Annotated in this window: 16 protein-coding genes and 2 tRNA genes; 8 read left to right on the forward strand and 10 right to left on the reverse strand. The window is 60.0% G+C overall.

Going from position 1 to position 15,882, the window contains the following annotated elements; all coding sequences use genetic code 11:
• Window positions 1–91 precede the first annotated feature (91 nt).
• The 3 genes from RVY79_RS08165 (at window position 92) to dcd (ending at window position 2,201) form a co-directional block, all read left to right on the forward strand.
• The gene (locus RVY79_RS08165; RefSeq protein WP_317463906.1) at window positions 92–508 is read left to right on the forward strand and encodes a TerB family tellurite resistance protein; all 417 of its coding nucleotides are present in this window, start codon (window positions 92–94) and stop codon (window positions 506–508) included.
• A 168-nt stretch (window positions 509–676) separates the two neighbouring features.
• Window positions 677–1,477, forward strand: a complete 801-nt coding sequence (gene apbC / locus RVY79_RS08170; protein WP_317463907.1) for an iron-sulfur cluster carrier protein ApbC — start codon at window positions 677–679, stop codon at window positions 1,475–1,477.
• Window positions 1,478–1,634: 157 nt separating this feature from the next.
• The gene (gene dcd / locus RVY79_RS08175; RefSeq protein ID WP_040241625.1) at window positions 1,635–2,201 is read left to right on the forward strand and encodes a dCTP deaminase; all 567 of its coding nucleotides are present in this window, start codon (window positions 1,635–1,637) and stop codon (window positions 2,199–2,201) included.
• An 81-nt stretch (window positions 2,202–2,282) separates the two neighbouring features.
• On the opposite strand, the gene purN is transcribed toward dcd, so the two are convergent.
• Together purN and purM are read right to left on the reverse strand one after the other, a co-directional pair.
• A complete protein-coding gene (purN, locus tag RVY79_RS08180) occupies window positions 2,283–3,026 on the reverse strand; it encodes a phosphoribosylglycinamide formyltransferase (RefSeq protein WP_317463620.1) in 744 nt (247 codons plus the stop codon).
• Window positions 3,026–4,102 (reverse strand): phosphoribosylformylglycinamidine cyclo-ligase, encoded by a 1,077-nt coding sequence (purM, locus tag RVY79_RS08185; protein ID WP_317463621.1) that lies wholly within the window; start codon window positions 4,100–4,102, stop codon window positions 3,026–3,028. The genes purN and purM overlap by 1 nt, the downstream gene beginning before the upstream one ends.
• A 180-nt stretch (window positions 4,103–4,282) precedes the next feature.
• Here purM and RVY79_RS08190 point away from each other — a divergent pair, with 180 nt between their 5' ends.
• Window positions 4,283–5,371 (forward strand): AI-2E family transporter, encoded by a 1,089-nt coding sequence (locus RVY79_RS08190; protein ID WP_317463622.1) that lies wholly within the window; start codon window positions 4,283–4,285, stop codon window positions 5,369–5,371.
• Entirely contained in the window at window positions 5,368–6,066 is a 699-nt protein-coding gene (hda, locus tag RVY79_RS08195) for a DnaA regulatory inactivator Hda (RefSeq protein WP_317463624.1), read from the forward strand. Before RVY79_RS08190 ends, hda begins: the two co-directional genes overlap by 4 nt.
• A 9-nt stretch (window positions 6,067–6,075) precedes the next feature.
• On the opposite strand, the gene RVY79_RS08200 is transcribed toward hda, so the two are convergent.
• Window positions 6,076–6,501, reverse strand: a complete 426-nt coding sequence (locus RVY79_RS08200; protein WP_317463625.1) for a secondary thiamine-phosphate synthase enzyme YjbQ — start codon at window positions 6,499–6,501, stop codon at window positions 6,076–6,078.
• Between the two features lie 180 nt (window positions 6,502–6,681).
• On the opposite strand from RVY79_RS08200, the gene RVY79_RS08205 reads away from it, so the two are divergent.
• On the forward strand, window positions 6,682–8,061 hold the full coding sequence (locus RVY79_RS08205; RefSeq protein ID WP_317463626.1) for a class II fumarate hydratase: 1,380 nt from the start codon (window positions 6,682–6,684) through the stop codon (window positions 8,059–8,061).
• An 81-nt stretch (window positions 8,062–8,142) separates the two neighbouring features.
• Here RVY79_RS08205 and RVY79_RS08210 read toward each other — a convergent pair whose 3' ends face one another.
• The 3 genes from RVY79_RS08210 to RVY79_RS08220 form a co-directional block, all read right to left on the reverse strand.
• Window positions 8,143–9,246 (reverse strand): endonuclease/exonuclease/phosphatase family protein, encoded by a 1,104-nt coding sequence (locus tag RVY79_RS08210; RefSeq protein WP_317463628.1) that lies wholly within the window; start codon window positions 9,244–9,246, stop codon window positions 8,143–8,145.
• Window positions 9,247–9,376: 130 nt separating this feature from the next.
• A complete protein-coding gene (glpD, locus tag RVY79_RS08215) occupies window positions 9,377–10,882 on the reverse strand; it encodes a glycerol-3-phosphate dehydrogenase (protein ID WP_317463629.1) in 1,506 nt (501 codons plus the stop codon).
• Between the two features lie 126 nt (window positions 10,883–11,008).
• A complete protein-coding gene (locus RVY79_RS08220; protein WP_317463630.1) occupies window positions 11,009–11,773 on the reverse strand; it encodes a DeoR/GlpR family transcriptional regulator in 765 nt (254 codons plus the stop codon).
• 359 nt (window positions 11,774–12,132) lie between these two features.
• Here RVY79_RS08220 and RVY79_RS08225 point away from each other — a divergent pair.
• Both RVY79_RS08225 and RVY79_RS08230 read left to right on the forward strand, forming a co-directional pair.
• Window positions 12,133–12,209, forward strand: a tRNA-Val gene (locus RVY79_RS08225).
• Window positions 12,210–12,312: 103 nt separating this feature from the next.
• Window positions 12,313–12,389 (forward strand) — tRNA-Val (locus tag RVY79_RS08230).
• Between the two features lie 66 nt (window positions 12,390–12,455).
• On the opposite strand, the gene RVY79_RS08235 is transcribed toward RVY79_RS08230, so the two are convergent.
• The 4 genes from RVY79_RS08235 to RVY79_RS08250 all read right to left on the reverse strand — a co-directional run bounded on the left by RVY79_RS08235 (window position 12,456) and on the right by RVY79_RS08250 (window position 15,646).
• Window positions 12,456–12,929, reverse strand: a complete 474-nt coding sequence (locus RVY79_RS08235) for a GAF domain-containing protein (protein WP_317463632.1) — start codon at window positions 12,927–12,929, stop codon at window positions 12,456–12,458.
• Between the two features lie 88 nt (window positions 12,930–13,017).
• Window positions 13,018–13,845, reverse strand: a complete 828-nt coding sequence (locus tag RVY79_RS08240; protein ID WP_317463633.1) for a MetQ/NlpA family ABC transporter substrate-binding protein — start codon at window positions 13,843–13,845, stop codon at window positions 13,018–13,020.
• Between the two features lie 123 nt (window positions 13,846–13,968).
• Window positions 13,969–14,622 (reverse strand): methionine ABC transporter permease, encoded by a 654-nt coding sequence (locus RVY79_RS08245; RefSeq protein ID WP_317463635.1) that lies wholly within the window; start codon window positions 14,620–14,622, stop codon window positions 13,969–13,971.
• Window positions 14,603–15,646 (reverse strand): methionine ABC transporter ATP-binding protein, encoded by a 1,044-nt coding sequence (locus tag RVY79_RS08250; RefSeq protein ID WP_317463636.1) that lies wholly within the window; start codon window positions 15,644–15,646, stop codon window positions 14,603–14,605. The genes RVY79_RS08245 and RVY79_RS08250 overlap by 20 nt, the downstream gene beginning before the upstream one ends.
• Between the last annotated feature and the right edge of the window lie 236 nt (window positions 15,647–15,882).

Consider the following 15,882-nt stretch of genomic DNA (forward strand, 5'->3'; position numbering starts at 1 on the left):
CCTTGTATGCAGAAGGTGTCACAGAGCATGTCATCTTTTGTCATAGGAGCATCCCTTGAGTATCGAAGGTATTCAGCAATTCTTTCAGCGTATGCTGGAGCCCGCGCAACCGGAGCGCCGACAGGTGACGCTGGAATTGGCGGTGGCAGCCCTGTTGTGCGAGATCATGCGTGCCGATTACGCACATGACTCACGCGAAAGGGCCATGCTGCGGCAATTGTTGACCACGCGTCTTACGCTCGCTCCGGACGACGTCGATGAGTTGATGTCACTCGCCGAGGCTGAGGTCGAGCAGGCAGTCGATCACTATGAATTCGTCAGCCTGATTCGCGAGCGGTACGACTACGAGGATCGCGTGGCGCTGGTGGCTCAGATGTGGCAACTGGCCTTTGCCGACGGCGAACTCGATATTCTGGAAGAGCATCGCATACGGCGTCTCGCCGATCTCCTTTATGTCAGTCACAGCGATTTCATTCGCACCAAGCTCAAGGCCATGCCTGAGAGCTGAGAGGGCATTGTCAGTCTGCGTATGTCGAGTACCCGGAAGGCGCTTGGCGAAAAGTTGACTGAAACGCTTGGGTAAGTGCCATCGCGGGACGTTATACTGGGTGCATCGAGCTGTCAGCCTGGCTGGCGCACCGCAGATGAGCATATCGTGGAAAGGAGAGTTGTTGTGATCGAAGGCGTGAAGCATATCGTCGCCGTGGCGTCGGGCAAGGGGGGCGTGGGCAAGTCCACCGTGACCGTCAATCTGGCCCTGGCGATGGCCGCCGAGGGGTATAGAGTGGGACTTCTCGATGCCGATATCTACGGCCCAAGTCAGGCGCAGATGCTGGGAATCGCCCCGGGCGTGCGGCCGCAGCCGGCGGGCGAAAATGCCTTCAAACCGCTGGAGGCTCATGGTCTGCAGGCCATGTCCATGGCGTTCATGGTGGATGCCAATGAGCCCATGGTCTGGCGTGGCCCGATGGTGGCCGGGGCCTTCCAGCAGCTTCTCAACCAGACCGCCTGGAAGGATCTCGATTACCTGTTCGTCGACATGCCACCGGGCACTGGCGACGTGCAGTTGACGCTGGCGCAGAAAGTGCCGGTGAGCGGTGCGGTGATCGTGACAACGCCTCAGGACATCGCGCTGCTCGATGCCAAGAAAGGTATCGAGATGTTTCGCAAGGTCAACGTGCCGGTTCTGGGAGTCGTCGAGAACATGAGCCAGCATGTCTGTTCGCAGTGTGGCCACCAGGAACCGATCTTCGGTAGTGGTGGTGGTGAGCGCATCGCGGAGCAGTACCAGACGCGGCTATTGGGTCAACTGCCCCTCGACGGCATGATTCGCGAGCAGGCCGACGGCGGCAAGCCCAGTGTAATCGCTGACCCGGAAGGCAACGTCGCGCAGACATTCCGCCAGGTGGCGCGTGCCGTGGCCGAGGGGATCGACGCGCAATCCGACGAATCGCCGACCATCAGTTTCGGCGAGTGACGTTCACCACATAACGTTTGCGTGACGCGATGGGGCCGTTATCATAACGGCCCCTTTGTTTCATAGACCAAATTTTCACGGACCGGGTTTTCACGGACCGAGTGTTCGCGGAGACGACCCGATTTCATCGCGACAGCGCACTGAGCAGGAAACTTCAATGAGCATCAAATCCGACAAATGGATTCGGCGCATGGCCGAGGGCCAGGGCATGATCGAGCCGTTCGAAGCGGACCAGGTTCGTTACGTGAACGAGCAGCGGGTTATTTCTTATGGAACCTCCAGCTACGGCTATGACGTGCGCTGTGCCGATGAATTCAAGGTGTTCACCAATATTCACTCGGCCGTTGTCGACCCCAAGGGATTCGATGAGAAGAGCTTCGTCGACGTCAAGGGTGATGTCTGCGTGATTCCGCCCAACTCCTTTGCCTTGGCGCGCACGGTGGAATATTTCCGGATTCCGCGTAGCGTGTTGACTATCTGCCTGGGTAAGTCGACGTACGCGCGTTGCGGCATCATCGTCAATGTCACGCCGTTGGAGCCCGAGTGGGAAGGCCACGTCACGCTCGAGTTTTCCAACACCACCAACCTGCCCGCGCGGATCTACGCCAATGAAGGCGTGGCGCAGATGCTGTTCCTGGAATCCGACGAGGTCTGTGACGTTTCCTACAAAGACCGGGGCGGCAAGTACATGGGGCAGCGGGGCGTTACGCTACCGCGAACCTAGCTGACGTCAGTTGTTATTAGCCGCGCATAGAAAACGGGGCGCCGCGAGGCGCCCCGTTTACGTGCATTCGCCTGTCGGCGATCAGTCGTCCAGATCTTCGTCGAGTTCTTCCGCGGCGTCTTCATGCGACATCCGCAACCCGGTGGGTGGTAGCGGCATGCCGTCGAACAGAGCGCCTTCCGCGCCCAGACTCAAGCGGCCTTCGAGAAACCAGCGCACGGCGATGGGGTAGATCAGATGCTCGCGGGCGTGGACTTTCGCGATTATCTGCTCGGCGGTGGAATCTGGGTCGACTCTGAGCGCGGCCTGCAAGGCCACCGGCCCGCCATCGAGTTCCTCGGTGACGAAGTGCACGCTGGCGCCATGCTCCGACACGCCGTCGGCCAGGGCGCGGGTATGCGTGTCCAGCCCTGGATAATCCGGCAGCAGCGAAGGATGGATATTAAGCATGCGGCCGGCATAGCGATGCACGAATGTTGGGGTAAGAATGCGCATGAACCCCGCGAGCACGATCAGGTCCGGCGTGTGGCGGTCGATGACCTTGATCAATGCGCGGTCGTAAGCTTCGCGATCGTCGTACTCGCGATGCGGTAGCACGACGGAGTCGACACCGGCCTCCTTGGCACGGATCAGGCCGTAGGCATCGCCCTGGTTGGATATCACGGCAACGATCTCGCCGCCCAACTCGTCGTGCTGCTGTGCGTCGAGTAGCGCCTGCAGGTTGCTGCCGTTGCCGGAGATCAGCACCACCACACGACGCTTCTCGGCGGGTTCCGCTTCGAAGTCGTTGCCGTCGGGGGTGTCGGCTTGAGTCGTAGCATTCATTAGCGGACGTTCTCCAGACGAACTTGTTCTTCCTCATTCTGGCGGGCGACGATGTCGCCGAGGCGATGCACCGTTTCGCCGGCGGCCTCGAGCGTGGCCTGGGCCTGTGCGGCCTGCTCCGCAGGCACGACCACGACCATGCCAATGCCGCAATTGAGTACGCGATGCATCTCGTGCTCGTCGACGTTGCCTTCACGTTGCAGCCAGTCGAAGACTGCGGGGCGCCTCCAGCTTGCGGCGTCGATACGCGCGGTGAGTGTGTCGGGCAGTACGCGTGGCACGTTCTCGAGTAGACCGCCGCCGGTGATGTGCGAGAGGGCGTGCACGGCCACGTCGCTGTCCTTGATCAACGTCAGCAGCGGTTTGACGTAAATACGTGTCGGCGCCAGCAAGGCGTCGCGCAGGGGAACGCCATCGATGTCTTGTTTGAGATCGGCCTGCCCCCTCTCTAGAATCTTGCGGATCAGCGAGTAGCCATTGGAATGGGGGCCGGACGATGCTAGCCCGAGCAGCACATCTCCCTCGGCGACGTGGCTGCCATCGAGGATCTCGGATTTCTCGACCACGCCGACACAGAAGCCTGCCAAGTCGTAATCGCTGCCCGAATACATGCCGGGCATTTCGGCGGTCTCGCCGCCGATCAGCGCGCACCCGGCCTGGGTGCAGCCTTCACCGATGCCGGTAACGACATCGGCGGCGATGTCGATATCCAGTTTGCCAGTGGCGTAGTAGTCGAGGAAGAACAACGGTTCGGCGCCGGCGACGACCAGGTCGTTGACGCACATGGCGACCAGGTCGATGCCGATGGTGTCATGACGTTCAAGGTCCATGGCCAGACGAAGCTTGGTGCCTACGCCGTCGGTGCCGGACACTAGAACTGGCTCGTGGTAACCGCTGGGTAATTGGCACAATGCGCCAAAGCCGCCCAGGCCGCCCATCACTTCGGGACGGGAGGTACGCTTGGCGACTCCCTTGATGCGTTCGACGAGCGCGTTGCCGGCGTCGATGTCCACGCCAGCATCCTTGTAGCTCAGTGATGCGTGGGAAGAAGAGGGCGTGTCCGAACTGCGAGTCATGGGCATTCCTGTCAACAGTGAGCCGATCGCGGGGGATCGGGCGAAGCCGATGGCGCCGCCTGGCGCCCGAGGCCAGGGCGGAATAAGGGAAGCCGCATTGTAGCATTGCCCTGCGGGAGGCGCATCGCCCGCGCAGACGTGTAGAATCGAAACCTAAAGAGCCGGGAGATACGCATCGCAATGACACGTATACAAGGGTGGAGCCTTCTGGGCGCGGCGGGACTGATCTGGTTGCTCGTCTTGCTGGAGCCCATCTTGATGCCGTTTTTCGTCGGCATGATATTGGCCTATCTAGGCGACCCGGTGACCGACTGGCTGGAGGCGCGCGGTTTGTCGCGTCGGCTCTCGGTGAGCGTCGTGTTTCTCGTTCTGGCATTGAGTATGGTGCTGGCGTTTCTGATCTTGATTCCTTTGCTCGGGCGACAGTTAGCGCAGTTGGTCGAATCCTTCCCGGCCATCTTCAATTGGGTACAGACCACGGTGCTGCCGGAGTTTCAGGCCTTGACCGGCGTCGATCTCAGTGCCGACTTCGATCAGTTGCGTAGTACCTTGATGGACAATTGGCGGGAAACTGGCACCGTGGCGGCGGCCGTCCTGGCACAAGCGTCCAAGTCGGGCATGGCGATCGTGATATGGATAGGCAACTTGGCACTGATTCCCGTCACGACATTCTATTTTTTGCTCGATTGGGATCGATTGAAAGGGCGAGTGCGCGATCTTTTGCCACGTCATATCGAGCCAACGATCACACGCTTGAGCATTGAGTGTGACGAGGTACTGTCGGCCTTTCTGCGCGGGCAGTTGCTGGTGATGCTCAGCCTGGCGGTGATCTACGCGACGGGGCTGAGTCTGCTGGGCTTGCGGTTTGGCCTTTTGATCGGTTTGGTGGCGGGGCTGGCCAGTATCGTGCCCTACCTGGGCGTGATCGTCGGCATCAGCGTAGCGGCGTTGGTGGCGTTCTTTCAGTTCGGTGAATGGCTGCCGTTACTCGGCGTGGCTGTGGTCTTCGGTATCGGGCAATTGGTCGAAAGCACCGTGCTGCAACCGGTATTGCTCGGCGACAAGATCGGTCTGCATCCCATCGCGGTCATTTTCGCAGTCTTGGCCGGTGGCCAATTGTTCGGCTTCATCGGTATTCTGCTGGCGTTGCCGGTCGCAGCGGTCATCATGGTAGTATTACGCTACCTTCATGAGCGCTATAAAAGCAGTCGCTTATACGATACCCGCCACGCTGGCGCCTCGCACGAAGGCGATGAGGAAAGGTCATGACTGGGTCCGCGCAGCTGCCATTGGGGGTGGGGCTGAGTGACGATGCAACGTTCGCCAACTTCCATGCGTCAGGCAATGCGCCGTTGCTCGAGCGCTTGCGTGGTCAGCTCGACGTGAATGGCGAGCCGTTTCTGTTTCTGTGGGGCGCCCCAGGCAGCGGTCGCAGCCATCTACTCCAGGCGGCGTGCCACGAGGCCGGCGATCGGGGCGATCGCGCCTTGTATCTTCCTTTGCGTGATCTAGGCCATTTCCCGCCGCATATGCTCGAGGATCTCGAGCGTCTCGACCTGGTGGCGATCGATGATCTTTCTGCGGTACTGGGTCGCAAGCGCTGGGAAGAAGGCCTGTTTCATTTCTTCAATCGCATGCGCGATGCCAACAAGCGCCTGGTGATCGCCGCTGAGGCCGCGCCGCGCCAGTTGCCTACCGTTCTGCCGGATCTCGCCTCGCGCTTGAGCTGGGGCGTGACCTTCCATGTTCAGTCGCTGGACGACAGCGGACGCTTCGAGGCCTTGCAGTTGCGTGCACGGGTGCGCGGCATGCAGCTCCCCGATGAAGTCGCGCGCTATATTCTGCATCGAGGTCCGAGACAGCTTTCCGCGCTATTCGATGCCCTGGCACGTCTCGATCACGCCTCGCTTTCCGCTCAGCGCAAGCTGACCATTCCTTTCGTCAAGCAGGCGCTGGGCTGGTAAAAAGTCGCGTCATGCGTCGTCGCCGTTGAGGGTGGCGAGAATGCGGCGCGGTCCCCCGTGTTGGCGATGTTCTCCTAGCCATATGCCTTGCCAGGTGCCGGTGGCGAGTCGTCCCGACTCGACGGCCAGCGTCAGTTGCGTACCGAAGAGGCTGGCCAGGACGTGTGCCGGCATGTCGTCGGGCCCTTCCAGCGTGTGGCGCATGCCGTCGATGCCTTGAGGGGCGAGCCGTTCGGCATACAGGGCCATGTCGTGGCGCACGTCAGGATCGGCGTTTTCATTGAGAGTGAGCGACGCGGATGTATGCAGTAATTGTAGGTGCAAGAGTCCGAGACGTACGGAGGCGAGCATCGGAAGCTGGTCGATGATGTCGTCGGTGATGAGATGAAAGCCTTGGCGGCGTGGAGGCAGGGTGAGCGTGGAGCGATGCCACATGATGGATTCTCCCGAGAGATAGTGACGATGCCTTGAAAGGCGCCAACGGCAGCACAATTTCAAATTGATAGTCGCCGGGCTCGTGTGCGCCGGATGGGCGACCGTCATGATCGTCGATAGCGACGGACATCGCCATGATGGGGCGCGTGCACGGTGGTCTCAACCGATCAGGAGAGTGTGATGAGCGAGACACGCATTGAACGCGACAGCATGGGGGAGCTCGAGGTTCCCGCCGATGCTCTTTATGGTGCCCAGACCCAGCGTGCCATCAACAACTTTCCCGTCAGTGGGCAGCCCATGCCTCCTGCATTCATTCAGGCCGTGGCACGGGTCAAGCTGGCGGCGGCGCACGTCAATCGTGACCTTGGTTTGCTCGACGCCCAGCGCGCAAAGGCGATCATCAATGCGGCCCAGCGTCTCGTCGATGGCGAGCATGGTGATCAGTTTCCGATCGATGTCTTCCAGACGGGGTCGGGCACATCGACCAACATGAACGTCAACGAGGTGATCGCTCATCTCGCCGGCGAGAGCGGCGCCGATGTCGGCCCCAATGACCATGTCAACATGGGGCAGTCGAGCAATGACGTGATCCCCACCGCTTTGCATCTGTCGGCGGCGCTGGAGGTCGAGAAAACGCTGCTTCCCGCCTTGCGTCATCTGCAGTCGGTTATCGACGCCAAGGCGCACGAGGTGGACGATGTCGTCAAGACCGGGCGTACCCACCTGATGGATGCCATGCCGGTGCGCATGAGTCAGGAGCTTGGTGGTTGGTCCAGCCAGGTCGCTCAGGCCATAGAACGCCTGGAAAGCACCCAGCAGCGGCTGACACGCCTGGCGCTTGGCGGCACGGCGGTGGGTACGGGGATCAACGCCCATCCCGAGTTCGCCGAGCGGGTCGCCAAGGCGCTCGGCGAGCAGACGGGACTCAACCTGCGCCCCAACGATAGCTTCTTCGCCAGCCTTGGCTCGCAGGATGCCGCCGTCGAGCTGTCCGGGCAGCTACGTACCTATGCCTGCGCGGTGATGAAAATCAGCAATGATCTGCGCTGGATGAACTCAGGGCCCTTGGCCGGGCTGGGCGAGATCGAGCTCGAAGCCTTGCAGCCAGGCAGCTCGATCATGCCGGGCAAGGTCAATCCGGTGATTCCCGAGGCGGCGGCGCAGACCGCAGCGCAGGTCATCGGGCTGGATAGCGCGATCACGGTGGCGGGGCAGAGCGGCAACTTCCAGCTCAATGTCATGTTGCCGCTGATTGCCTCGAATCTGTTGACCTCGATTCGCCTGATGTCCAACGCCAGTACGCTACTGGCCGATCGTGCCATCGCCACCTTCAACGTGCGTCGCGACAATATCGAGGCGCCGTTGTCGCGCAATCCCATCCTGGTGACTGCGCTCAACTCGGTTATCGGTTACAACGCGGCAGCGCAGGTTGCCAAGAAGGCCTATCAAGCAGGCCGGCCGATCATCGATGTGGCCGAAGAGGAAACCGAGTTGTCCCGCGAGGAACTCGAGCGACTGCTCGATCCCACGCAACTGACACAAGGCGGCATCCCCGAATGACTCGGTAAAACGACAGGTGTTGCCTGCCCTGGGCGCCCTCACGGGCGCCCAATTTATTTGCTCGCCTTTACCACGATGGCCTTATACGGCGTTCTTGACGGGCTCCTCGCCACGCCGGTCCTGAGCTTCCTCGATGGTTTCCTCGGCGTCCTGGCGCTCTTCGCGGTCGGCGTCGGGACTGTCGTTTTCATCGGCGCGTGCCGGTCGATAACGTAAGGTTGCGAGAATCGGGAAGTGGTCGGAACCGAACGCCGCGAGGCGATTCAGCGCAACCAGGGTGAAGTGCTCGCTGACGAAGACGTGATCCAGCGGCCAGCGCAGCCAAAGATGTTCGGCGTGGAAGGTACTGTAGAGGCCCCGGCCACGACGAGGGTCGAGCATGCCGCTGATGTGGCAGAACAGACGTGTCGTCTTCGACCATGCCACGTCGTTGAGATCGCCGGCGACCAGCGTGGGGAGGCCCGAGTCGCGAACCGTCTGGCCGACCAGCAACAGCTCGGCATCGCGCCATAGCGATTCATCGCTTTCGCCGGGTGCGGGGGGCCGTGGGTGTACGGCATGGAAGCGCACATGTTCACCACTAGGCAGCTCGAACCAGCCATGTATCGATGGGATGTCGTTCTGGATCAGCCATTCTACGTGCGGCTCATGAAGCGCGAGACGCGAATACAGGTGCATGCCGTAGAGATTGTCGAGGGGGATCTTGACGGTATGCGTGTGGCTCTCGCTCAGCGCCTCGTCGAGGCGCTCTTCCCACCAAGCGTCCGACTCCAGGGTCAGCACGATGTCGGGATCGACCTCATGAATCTGGCGCGTGAGTGACGCTGCCTGGCGATTGGGCGTGAGAACGTTGGCGACGAGCAGCGAAAATTGACGTGAGGCGTCTTCGCCTTCGGCATCGACGACCTGGCGTGCCGCCAGCGGTGTCCAAGGAAAAATGCGTTTACCTTGCACGCCGAGCACGACCAAACTCGCGATAGCGCCAATCCAGCCCAGTGGCGACCATGGCAGCAGGAACAGCAAGGCAATGAAAATCACCACGGCGGATGCCGCCAGTTGCATGCGAGGGAAGTCGAAACCGCGCACCCACCAGTAGCGTAAATCCAGCCATGGGATGGCGGTGGCAATAAACGCTAAAAGCGCGAGCAGGGCAAGCACTATCTCGACGACATACTCAATCATCATGGCCTCTTTCCGGCGGCGCCGGCCCCTGGCTCCATGCCGGGGCGTTACCGTCCATGGTCAGCGTGGAGATCGAGGGTAGCAGCCTAACGGGTAGTGATGCCAAGCTAAAACATGTCCGTCAATAGTCTCGTCAGGCTGCATACCCCTGGTGTTGGCGGCCGAGATAGGAGGTCAGGCGCTGATGTTGTTCCGGCGTGAAGCGTAGTCCCAGCTTGGTGCGTCGCCACAGAATGTCGTCCGGCGAACGGGCCCACTCCTCCTCCACCAGGTAGTCGACTTCGGCCCGGGTAAGGCCAGCACCGAACGCTTCGCCAAGTTGATCTTCGTGGCTGACGCCGTGCAGGAAGCGTAGGCATAGCGCGCCATAACTCGAGGCGAAGCGCCGCGCACGGGCTTCTCCTAAAAACGGATAATCGCGGACGAGTTGCATGGCAAATGCCTCGCGCGAGTCGATGTCCCCGCCGGGGAGCGATGTCTCGGCGGTCCAGGGCGATCCCATTTCGGTGAAGTAGGGCTCCAGTTGCTCGAGGGCGGCTTCGGCCAATTTGCGATACGTAGTGATCTTGCCGCCGAAGATCGATAGCAGCGGTGCACCGCGTACGTCGAGATCGAGCGTGTAGTCGCGTGTCATCGCCGAAGGGTCGGCGGACTCGTCATCGCATAATGGTCGAACGCCGGAGAATGTGGCGACGATGTCCTGGTAGGAGAGCGCCCGGGTGAAGTGCTGATTGACCACCTCGATCAAGTAGTCGGTTTCCTGACGGCTGGCGCTGACTTTGGCAGGATCGCCCTGATAGCGCACGTCGGTGGTACCGATCAGGCTATAGTCTTGCTGATAGGGCAGTACGAAAACGATGCGTCGATCCTGATTTTGCAAAATATAGGCGCGCTCGTCGGTGTTGAGGCGCGGTACCACGATATGACTGCCTTGGATCATGCGCACACCATAACGCGACTCGCGCTGGGCGTTTTCACGTATTACCTGCTCCACCCAGGGGCCGGCAGCGTTGACGAGGGCGCGTGCGAAGCGTGTATGACGCTTGCCGGTAACGACATTTTCCAGTGTGATGTGCCAGACGCCATCTTCTTCCTGCGCCCCGACACAGCGGCTACCTACCTGGATGTCGGCACCGTGCCCGCGCGCCTGAATGGCGTTGAGCACGACTAGCCGGGCATCATCGACCCAGCAGTCGGAATATTCGAAACCGCGTTTGATGTCAGCCTTCAAGGGGCTATCGATACCGAAACGCAACCCCTTGGAAGGGGGAAGGCTGGCACGCCGGCTGAGGTGGTCGTAGAGGAACAGGCCCGTGCGGATCATCCAGGCCGGACGTAAATGCGGCTGGTGCGGAAGAATGAAGCGCAACGGCCAGACGATATGCGGCGCCTTGCGCAATAGCACTTCTCGTTCATGCAAGGCTTCGCGCACCAGGCGAAATTCGCGGTGTTCGAGGTAGCGCAAGCCACCATGAATCAATTTGCTGCTCGCCGATGAGGTCGCGCTGGCGAGGTCGTTCTGCTCGCTGAGGGCGACGCGCAAGCCACGGCCGGCAGCATCATTGGCGATACCGGTGCCGTTGATGCCACCGCCGATGACGAAAAGATCGAGTATGTCCTGTCGGGGGGAGGCGTTCATGGCGAGCTCCGCAAGGTTGGTTTCGCAAATCGGGTGTTCGTATATGAAAACAGTGTAATCGAAAACGAACATCACGTCGACGAAACGAACACGGCTCCACCTGACGACGCCGTGAGCATGGGAGGGTCAAGCGTCGGCGATATGCAGTGTTACATCATGCTCGCGGAGCAGGCGCAGAATGCCGTCAGGTGGTTGGCGGTCCGTGAACAACGCGTCGATCTGCGAGATGTTGCCCTGGCGCACCACGGCATTGCGATGGAACTTGGAGTGGTCGGCGGTCAGGAAGACCTGGCGCGAGTTGCGGATGATGGCCTGGGCGACACGGACTTCCTGATAGTCGAATTCGAGCAATGATCCGTCATCGTCGATGCCGCTGATGCCGATGATGCCGTAGTCGACCTTGAACTGATTGATGAAGTCGATAGTGGCTTCACCGATGATACCGCCATCGCGTGAGCGGACCTGGCCACCGGCGATGATGACGTTGAAGTCTTCCTTGTGCTGGAGAATCGCCGCCACGTTGAGGTTGTTGGTGATGACCTCGAGGCCCTGATGATCGCGTAGCGCCTCGGCGACCATTTCGTTGCTGGTGCCGATGTTGATGAACAGGGAGGCGGAGTCGGGGACCTGCGCGGCGACGCATTCGGCGATGTGTTGCTTGGCATCGGCATTGAGCGTCTTGCGCGTATGGTAAGCGGTGTTGACGGTGCTCGACTCGAGGCCGGCGCCGCCGTGCACGCGCTTGATCGCGCCTTCGTCGGCCAATTGGTTGAGGTCGCGGCGAATCGTCTGTGGCGTGACGGAAAAATGTTGCGTGAGCTGTTCGATGGAGGCATAGCCCTGGCGTTTAACCAGGGTGATGATGGCGTCGTGGCGATCTTGTTGTGTCATGGGAGGTTCCGTTACCTGGCGAGTCAAATGGCCGATGAGTGAACCATGTCATGTGGGTAGACGCGAACGTTGCAAAGGCGCTGCAATACGGGCTGGCGGGTTATCTTAAACCATGATCCAGTGTAGGAAAAAGCATCATGGATTGTTGTAAAGTGAAAACGGGCATCGATTTTTTCGATAAAACGAACTTGTATAAGCAGGAATGAAAGATGCGTTAGGTGATCGCGTCAAGCGTTTGAACCTTGGCGAATTTTGGGCTTGAGGCTTGCAATTTTTCACGGCCTGCGTAAAATGCGCATCCGTTGCCAAGGCAAGAGTCGGCAACGGCAGCAATGGCATGGCTAAAGTTAGTGCAAAATAGGACCGTAGCTCAGTTGGTTAGAGCGCCACGTTGACATCGTGGAGGTCAGCGGTTCAAATCCGCTCGGTCCTACCAAGTACTTAATGCCAGCAGTACTGAATATTAAGTACCACTTAATATAAAACGTGCTTAGCGGCTGAAACGCTGCCAATAATCAATTTTGCAGACCCCGATTTGCAGGACCGTAGCTCAGTTGGTTAGAGCGCCACGTTGACATCGTGGAGGTCAGCGGTTCAAATCCGCTCGGTCCTACCAGAATATTGAACGCCCCCGCTGCTTTGCAGCGGGGGCGTTTGCGTTAGGGCTTCTAGCTGCTGAGCCTTAGCTAGTCGCGCTGGGTGTGGAGAGGTCGCTGGCGGCAACGAATATCTCCACCAGGCGCTCGATTCCGCGCTGGTCGTCTTCACTGAAGCGCTCGGGGCGCGGGCTGTCGAGGTCCAGTACGCCCCAGAGTTCGTCGTCGTGCACGATGGGCACCACGAGTTCCGAGCGTGATGCGGCATCGCAGGCGATGTGACCGGGAAAGGCATGGACATCGGCGACACGTTGTGTGCGTCGTGTCGTGGCGGCGGCACCGCAAACGCCTTTGTCGAAGGCGATGGGATTGCACGCGGGCAGGCCTTGAAACGGCCCCAGGATCAGGGTGCGCGGCTGGCGCTGCAGATAGAAGCCGGCCCAGTTCAGGTCGCCGATCTCGTGCTTTATAAAGGCGCAAGTCTGTGCCGTGTTGGTCAGCCAGTCGCGGGTATCCAGCAGGGTTTCCAACTGACGGGCAAGCAAGGCGTAGTCACTCATGATGTCTCCGGATGGATGAGAGTGATGGGGGTAACGAAAACAGGCCGACCCCGTGGGGCCGGCCTGTCGGGCAAGGTGGAGAGGACGCTTACTTCCAGCCAGGTACCGCGGCGCCCTTGAACAGTTCGGCGGCCTTGTCGATGACCGCTGGCGATTGATAGGCGTCGACCAGTTGTTGGATCGCTTTGTTGTCCTGCATGCCTTCACGCGTCACGATTAGGTTGACATAGGGCGATTCGGGGCCTTCCTTGATCAGCGCATCATCCAAGCTCAGGCCCGCCGGCTGGGCGAAAGTGTTATTGATGAACGCCAGGTCGACATCGGGCAGCACGCGGGGGAGTTGCGCGGCGGCGATTTCACGGAACTCGTAGTTGTGGGGGTTCTTGCTGATATCGATGGGGGTTGCTTCAAGGTTGGTGGGATCCTTGAGTTCGATCAGCCCCTTGTTGTGCATCAGGATCAGCGAACGCGCTTCATTGGACGGGTCATTGGGCAGGGCGATGATGGCCCCGTCCGGCAAGTTTTCGATACTGTCGTATTTGGAGGAATACGCCCCGATGGGGTAGACGAAGGTCTTGCCGGCGATGGCGAAGTCGTATCCTCGGTCTTGAATCATGCTGTTCAGGTATGGCTCATGCTGGAAAGCATTGGCATCCAGGCTACCATCGGCAAGCGCTGCATTGGGGGAAACGTAGTCGGTGAATTCTACGATTTCGACATTGAGGTCGTATTCTTCCTTGGCGATTTTCTTGGCGACTTGCATGACGTCTGTTTCCGGTCCCGCCACGGTGCCGACCTTGATCGATTGTGTCTCGGCGTCATCACTTCCGCAGCCGGCGAGCAAGCCGGCACCGAGTAGTGCGGCGGCGCCGAGGAGGCGAACAGGATGTAGGGCCTGGGCCAAAGTGTCTTTCATTGTGTGAGCTCCTTGAATGAAACATTGCCGTTCAATGTATGCGGGTTTTAAAATTCATTTATTCTAATTTTTGTATAAAAGTGCTGCTTATTATAGCGTCTCGTCTGTTTTCTGGTCATGTGCTCATTTATGGTCCGCCTTGCGTACGAGACGGTCGCCGAGGCTTTGAAAGCCCTGCACCATGACCACCAGTATCGCCACCGTGATGAGCATGATCAGCGGTTCGAAGCGGTTGTAGCCGTAACGGATGCCCAAGTCGCCCAGGCCGCCACCGCCGACAGCGCCGGCCATCGCCGAGTAGCTGACCAGTGTGACCACGGTAATGGTGAGGCCGTTGATGATGCCGCCTTTGGCTTCCGGCAGAAGCACCTTGGTGATGATCTGCAGCGGGGTGGCGCCCATCGCCTGAGCGGCTTCGATCAGTCCGGGTGGAATCTCGTTGAGCGCTCCTTCTACCAGGCGTGCAACGAAAGGAATAGCGGCGATGATGAGCGGCACTATGGCGGCGTTAGTGCCGATAGAGCTGCCAACGACGAGGCGGGTGAAGGGGATGATCGCCACCATGAGAATGATGAAGGGAATCGAGCGGCCGATATTGGTGACGATTCCCAGTACGCGCTGGGCGACTGGCTGCGCGAGGATCTGCCCCGGCCGCGTGACATACAGCAGAACCCCGAGGGGGATACCGATCAAGGCCGAAACCGCCCCTGACAGAGCGACCATATAGAGTGTATCGAGAGTGGCCTTGAGGATCAGTTCAAGCATCGCGCTGGACATGGCCGAGTACCTCTACATTGATGTCGTGGGCTTCGAGTTGTGTGAGTGCTTGTGACGTCGTCTCGGGTGTGCCGATGAGTTCGGCAATCATGAGGCCCAGCGTGCGGCCCTGGATCGATTCCACCTTGGCTTGCAGGATGCTGACATCGACGCCGCTGTCGCGCGCCAGGCGTGAGATGAGCGGGGTAGCGACATTGGCGCCTGAAAACGCCAGACGTACCACGGGGTGCGTATGCTCACCGGGGGTTTCCTCGAGACGCTCGACCAGTGCCTGCGGAGGCTCGAGTTCGAGGAATGCATTGAGAAACTCACGCCCTAGACGGGTGCCGGGGGCGGTGAAGAAGTCGCCGACGTCGGCTTCTTCCACCAACTCGCCATCGGAGATCAGACCGACACGGTGGCAGATGCTCTTGACCACTTCCATCTCGTGAGTAATGAGCAGAATGGTCAGCCCCAGCTTACGGTTGATGTCTTGCAGTAATTCGAGGATCGAGGCCGTCGTCTGTGGGTCGAGGGCGGACGTCGCTTCGTCGCAGAGCAGTACCTTGGGGCGGCTGGCGAGGGCCCGTGCGATGGCCACACGTTGCTTCTGGCCCCCCGAGAGTTGCGCCGGATATTGCGAGGCTTTGTCGGTGAGGCCTGTTAAATCGAGCAGCGGCTCGACGCGCTCGCGAACCTCGCCTTTCGAGACGCCCATCAACTCCAGCGGCAGTGCCACGTTATCGAAAACCGTGCGTGAGGCGAGCAGATTGAAATGCTGGAAGATCATGCCGAGCTGGTGGCGCGATTGCCGCAAGGCCTCGCTGTCCTGCTGGGTCAAGTCCTGGCCGTCGACGATGACGCGTCCCTCAGTCGGGCGCTCGAGGAGGTTGACGCAGCGAATCAACGTCGATTTGCCCGCACCGGACAAGCCGATTACGCCATGGATAGCGCCCTGCGGGACTTCCAAGTCGATATTTTTGAGGGCATGGACCGCCGTGGGGCCAGCCCCATAGGTTTTGGAGACACCTTCGAGTTTGATCATCGTCTTCGTTTGGGTCGATGCGTTGGGACGTCATGGCCAGTGGCACGCCGACGATCGTTGCTGATCGAAGTTCATCATGCCTGGAGTGGCGTCGCATGTGGCAAAACCCAGCATTATAACGGGGCTGGACTGCCTATGTGGCGGGATTTGTAGGCTGTGGCCATAAAAAAAGGCCACCCAGGCGGGTGGCCATCAACGCTGGACACACCCTTTTAGCGGTATTTCCCCGGGACATG

Source organism: Chromohalobacter sp. HP20-39 (genome assembly GCF_033052815.1).
Lineage (GTDB): Bacteria > Pseudomonadota > Gammaproteobacteria > Pseudomonadales > Halomonadaceae > Chromohalobacter.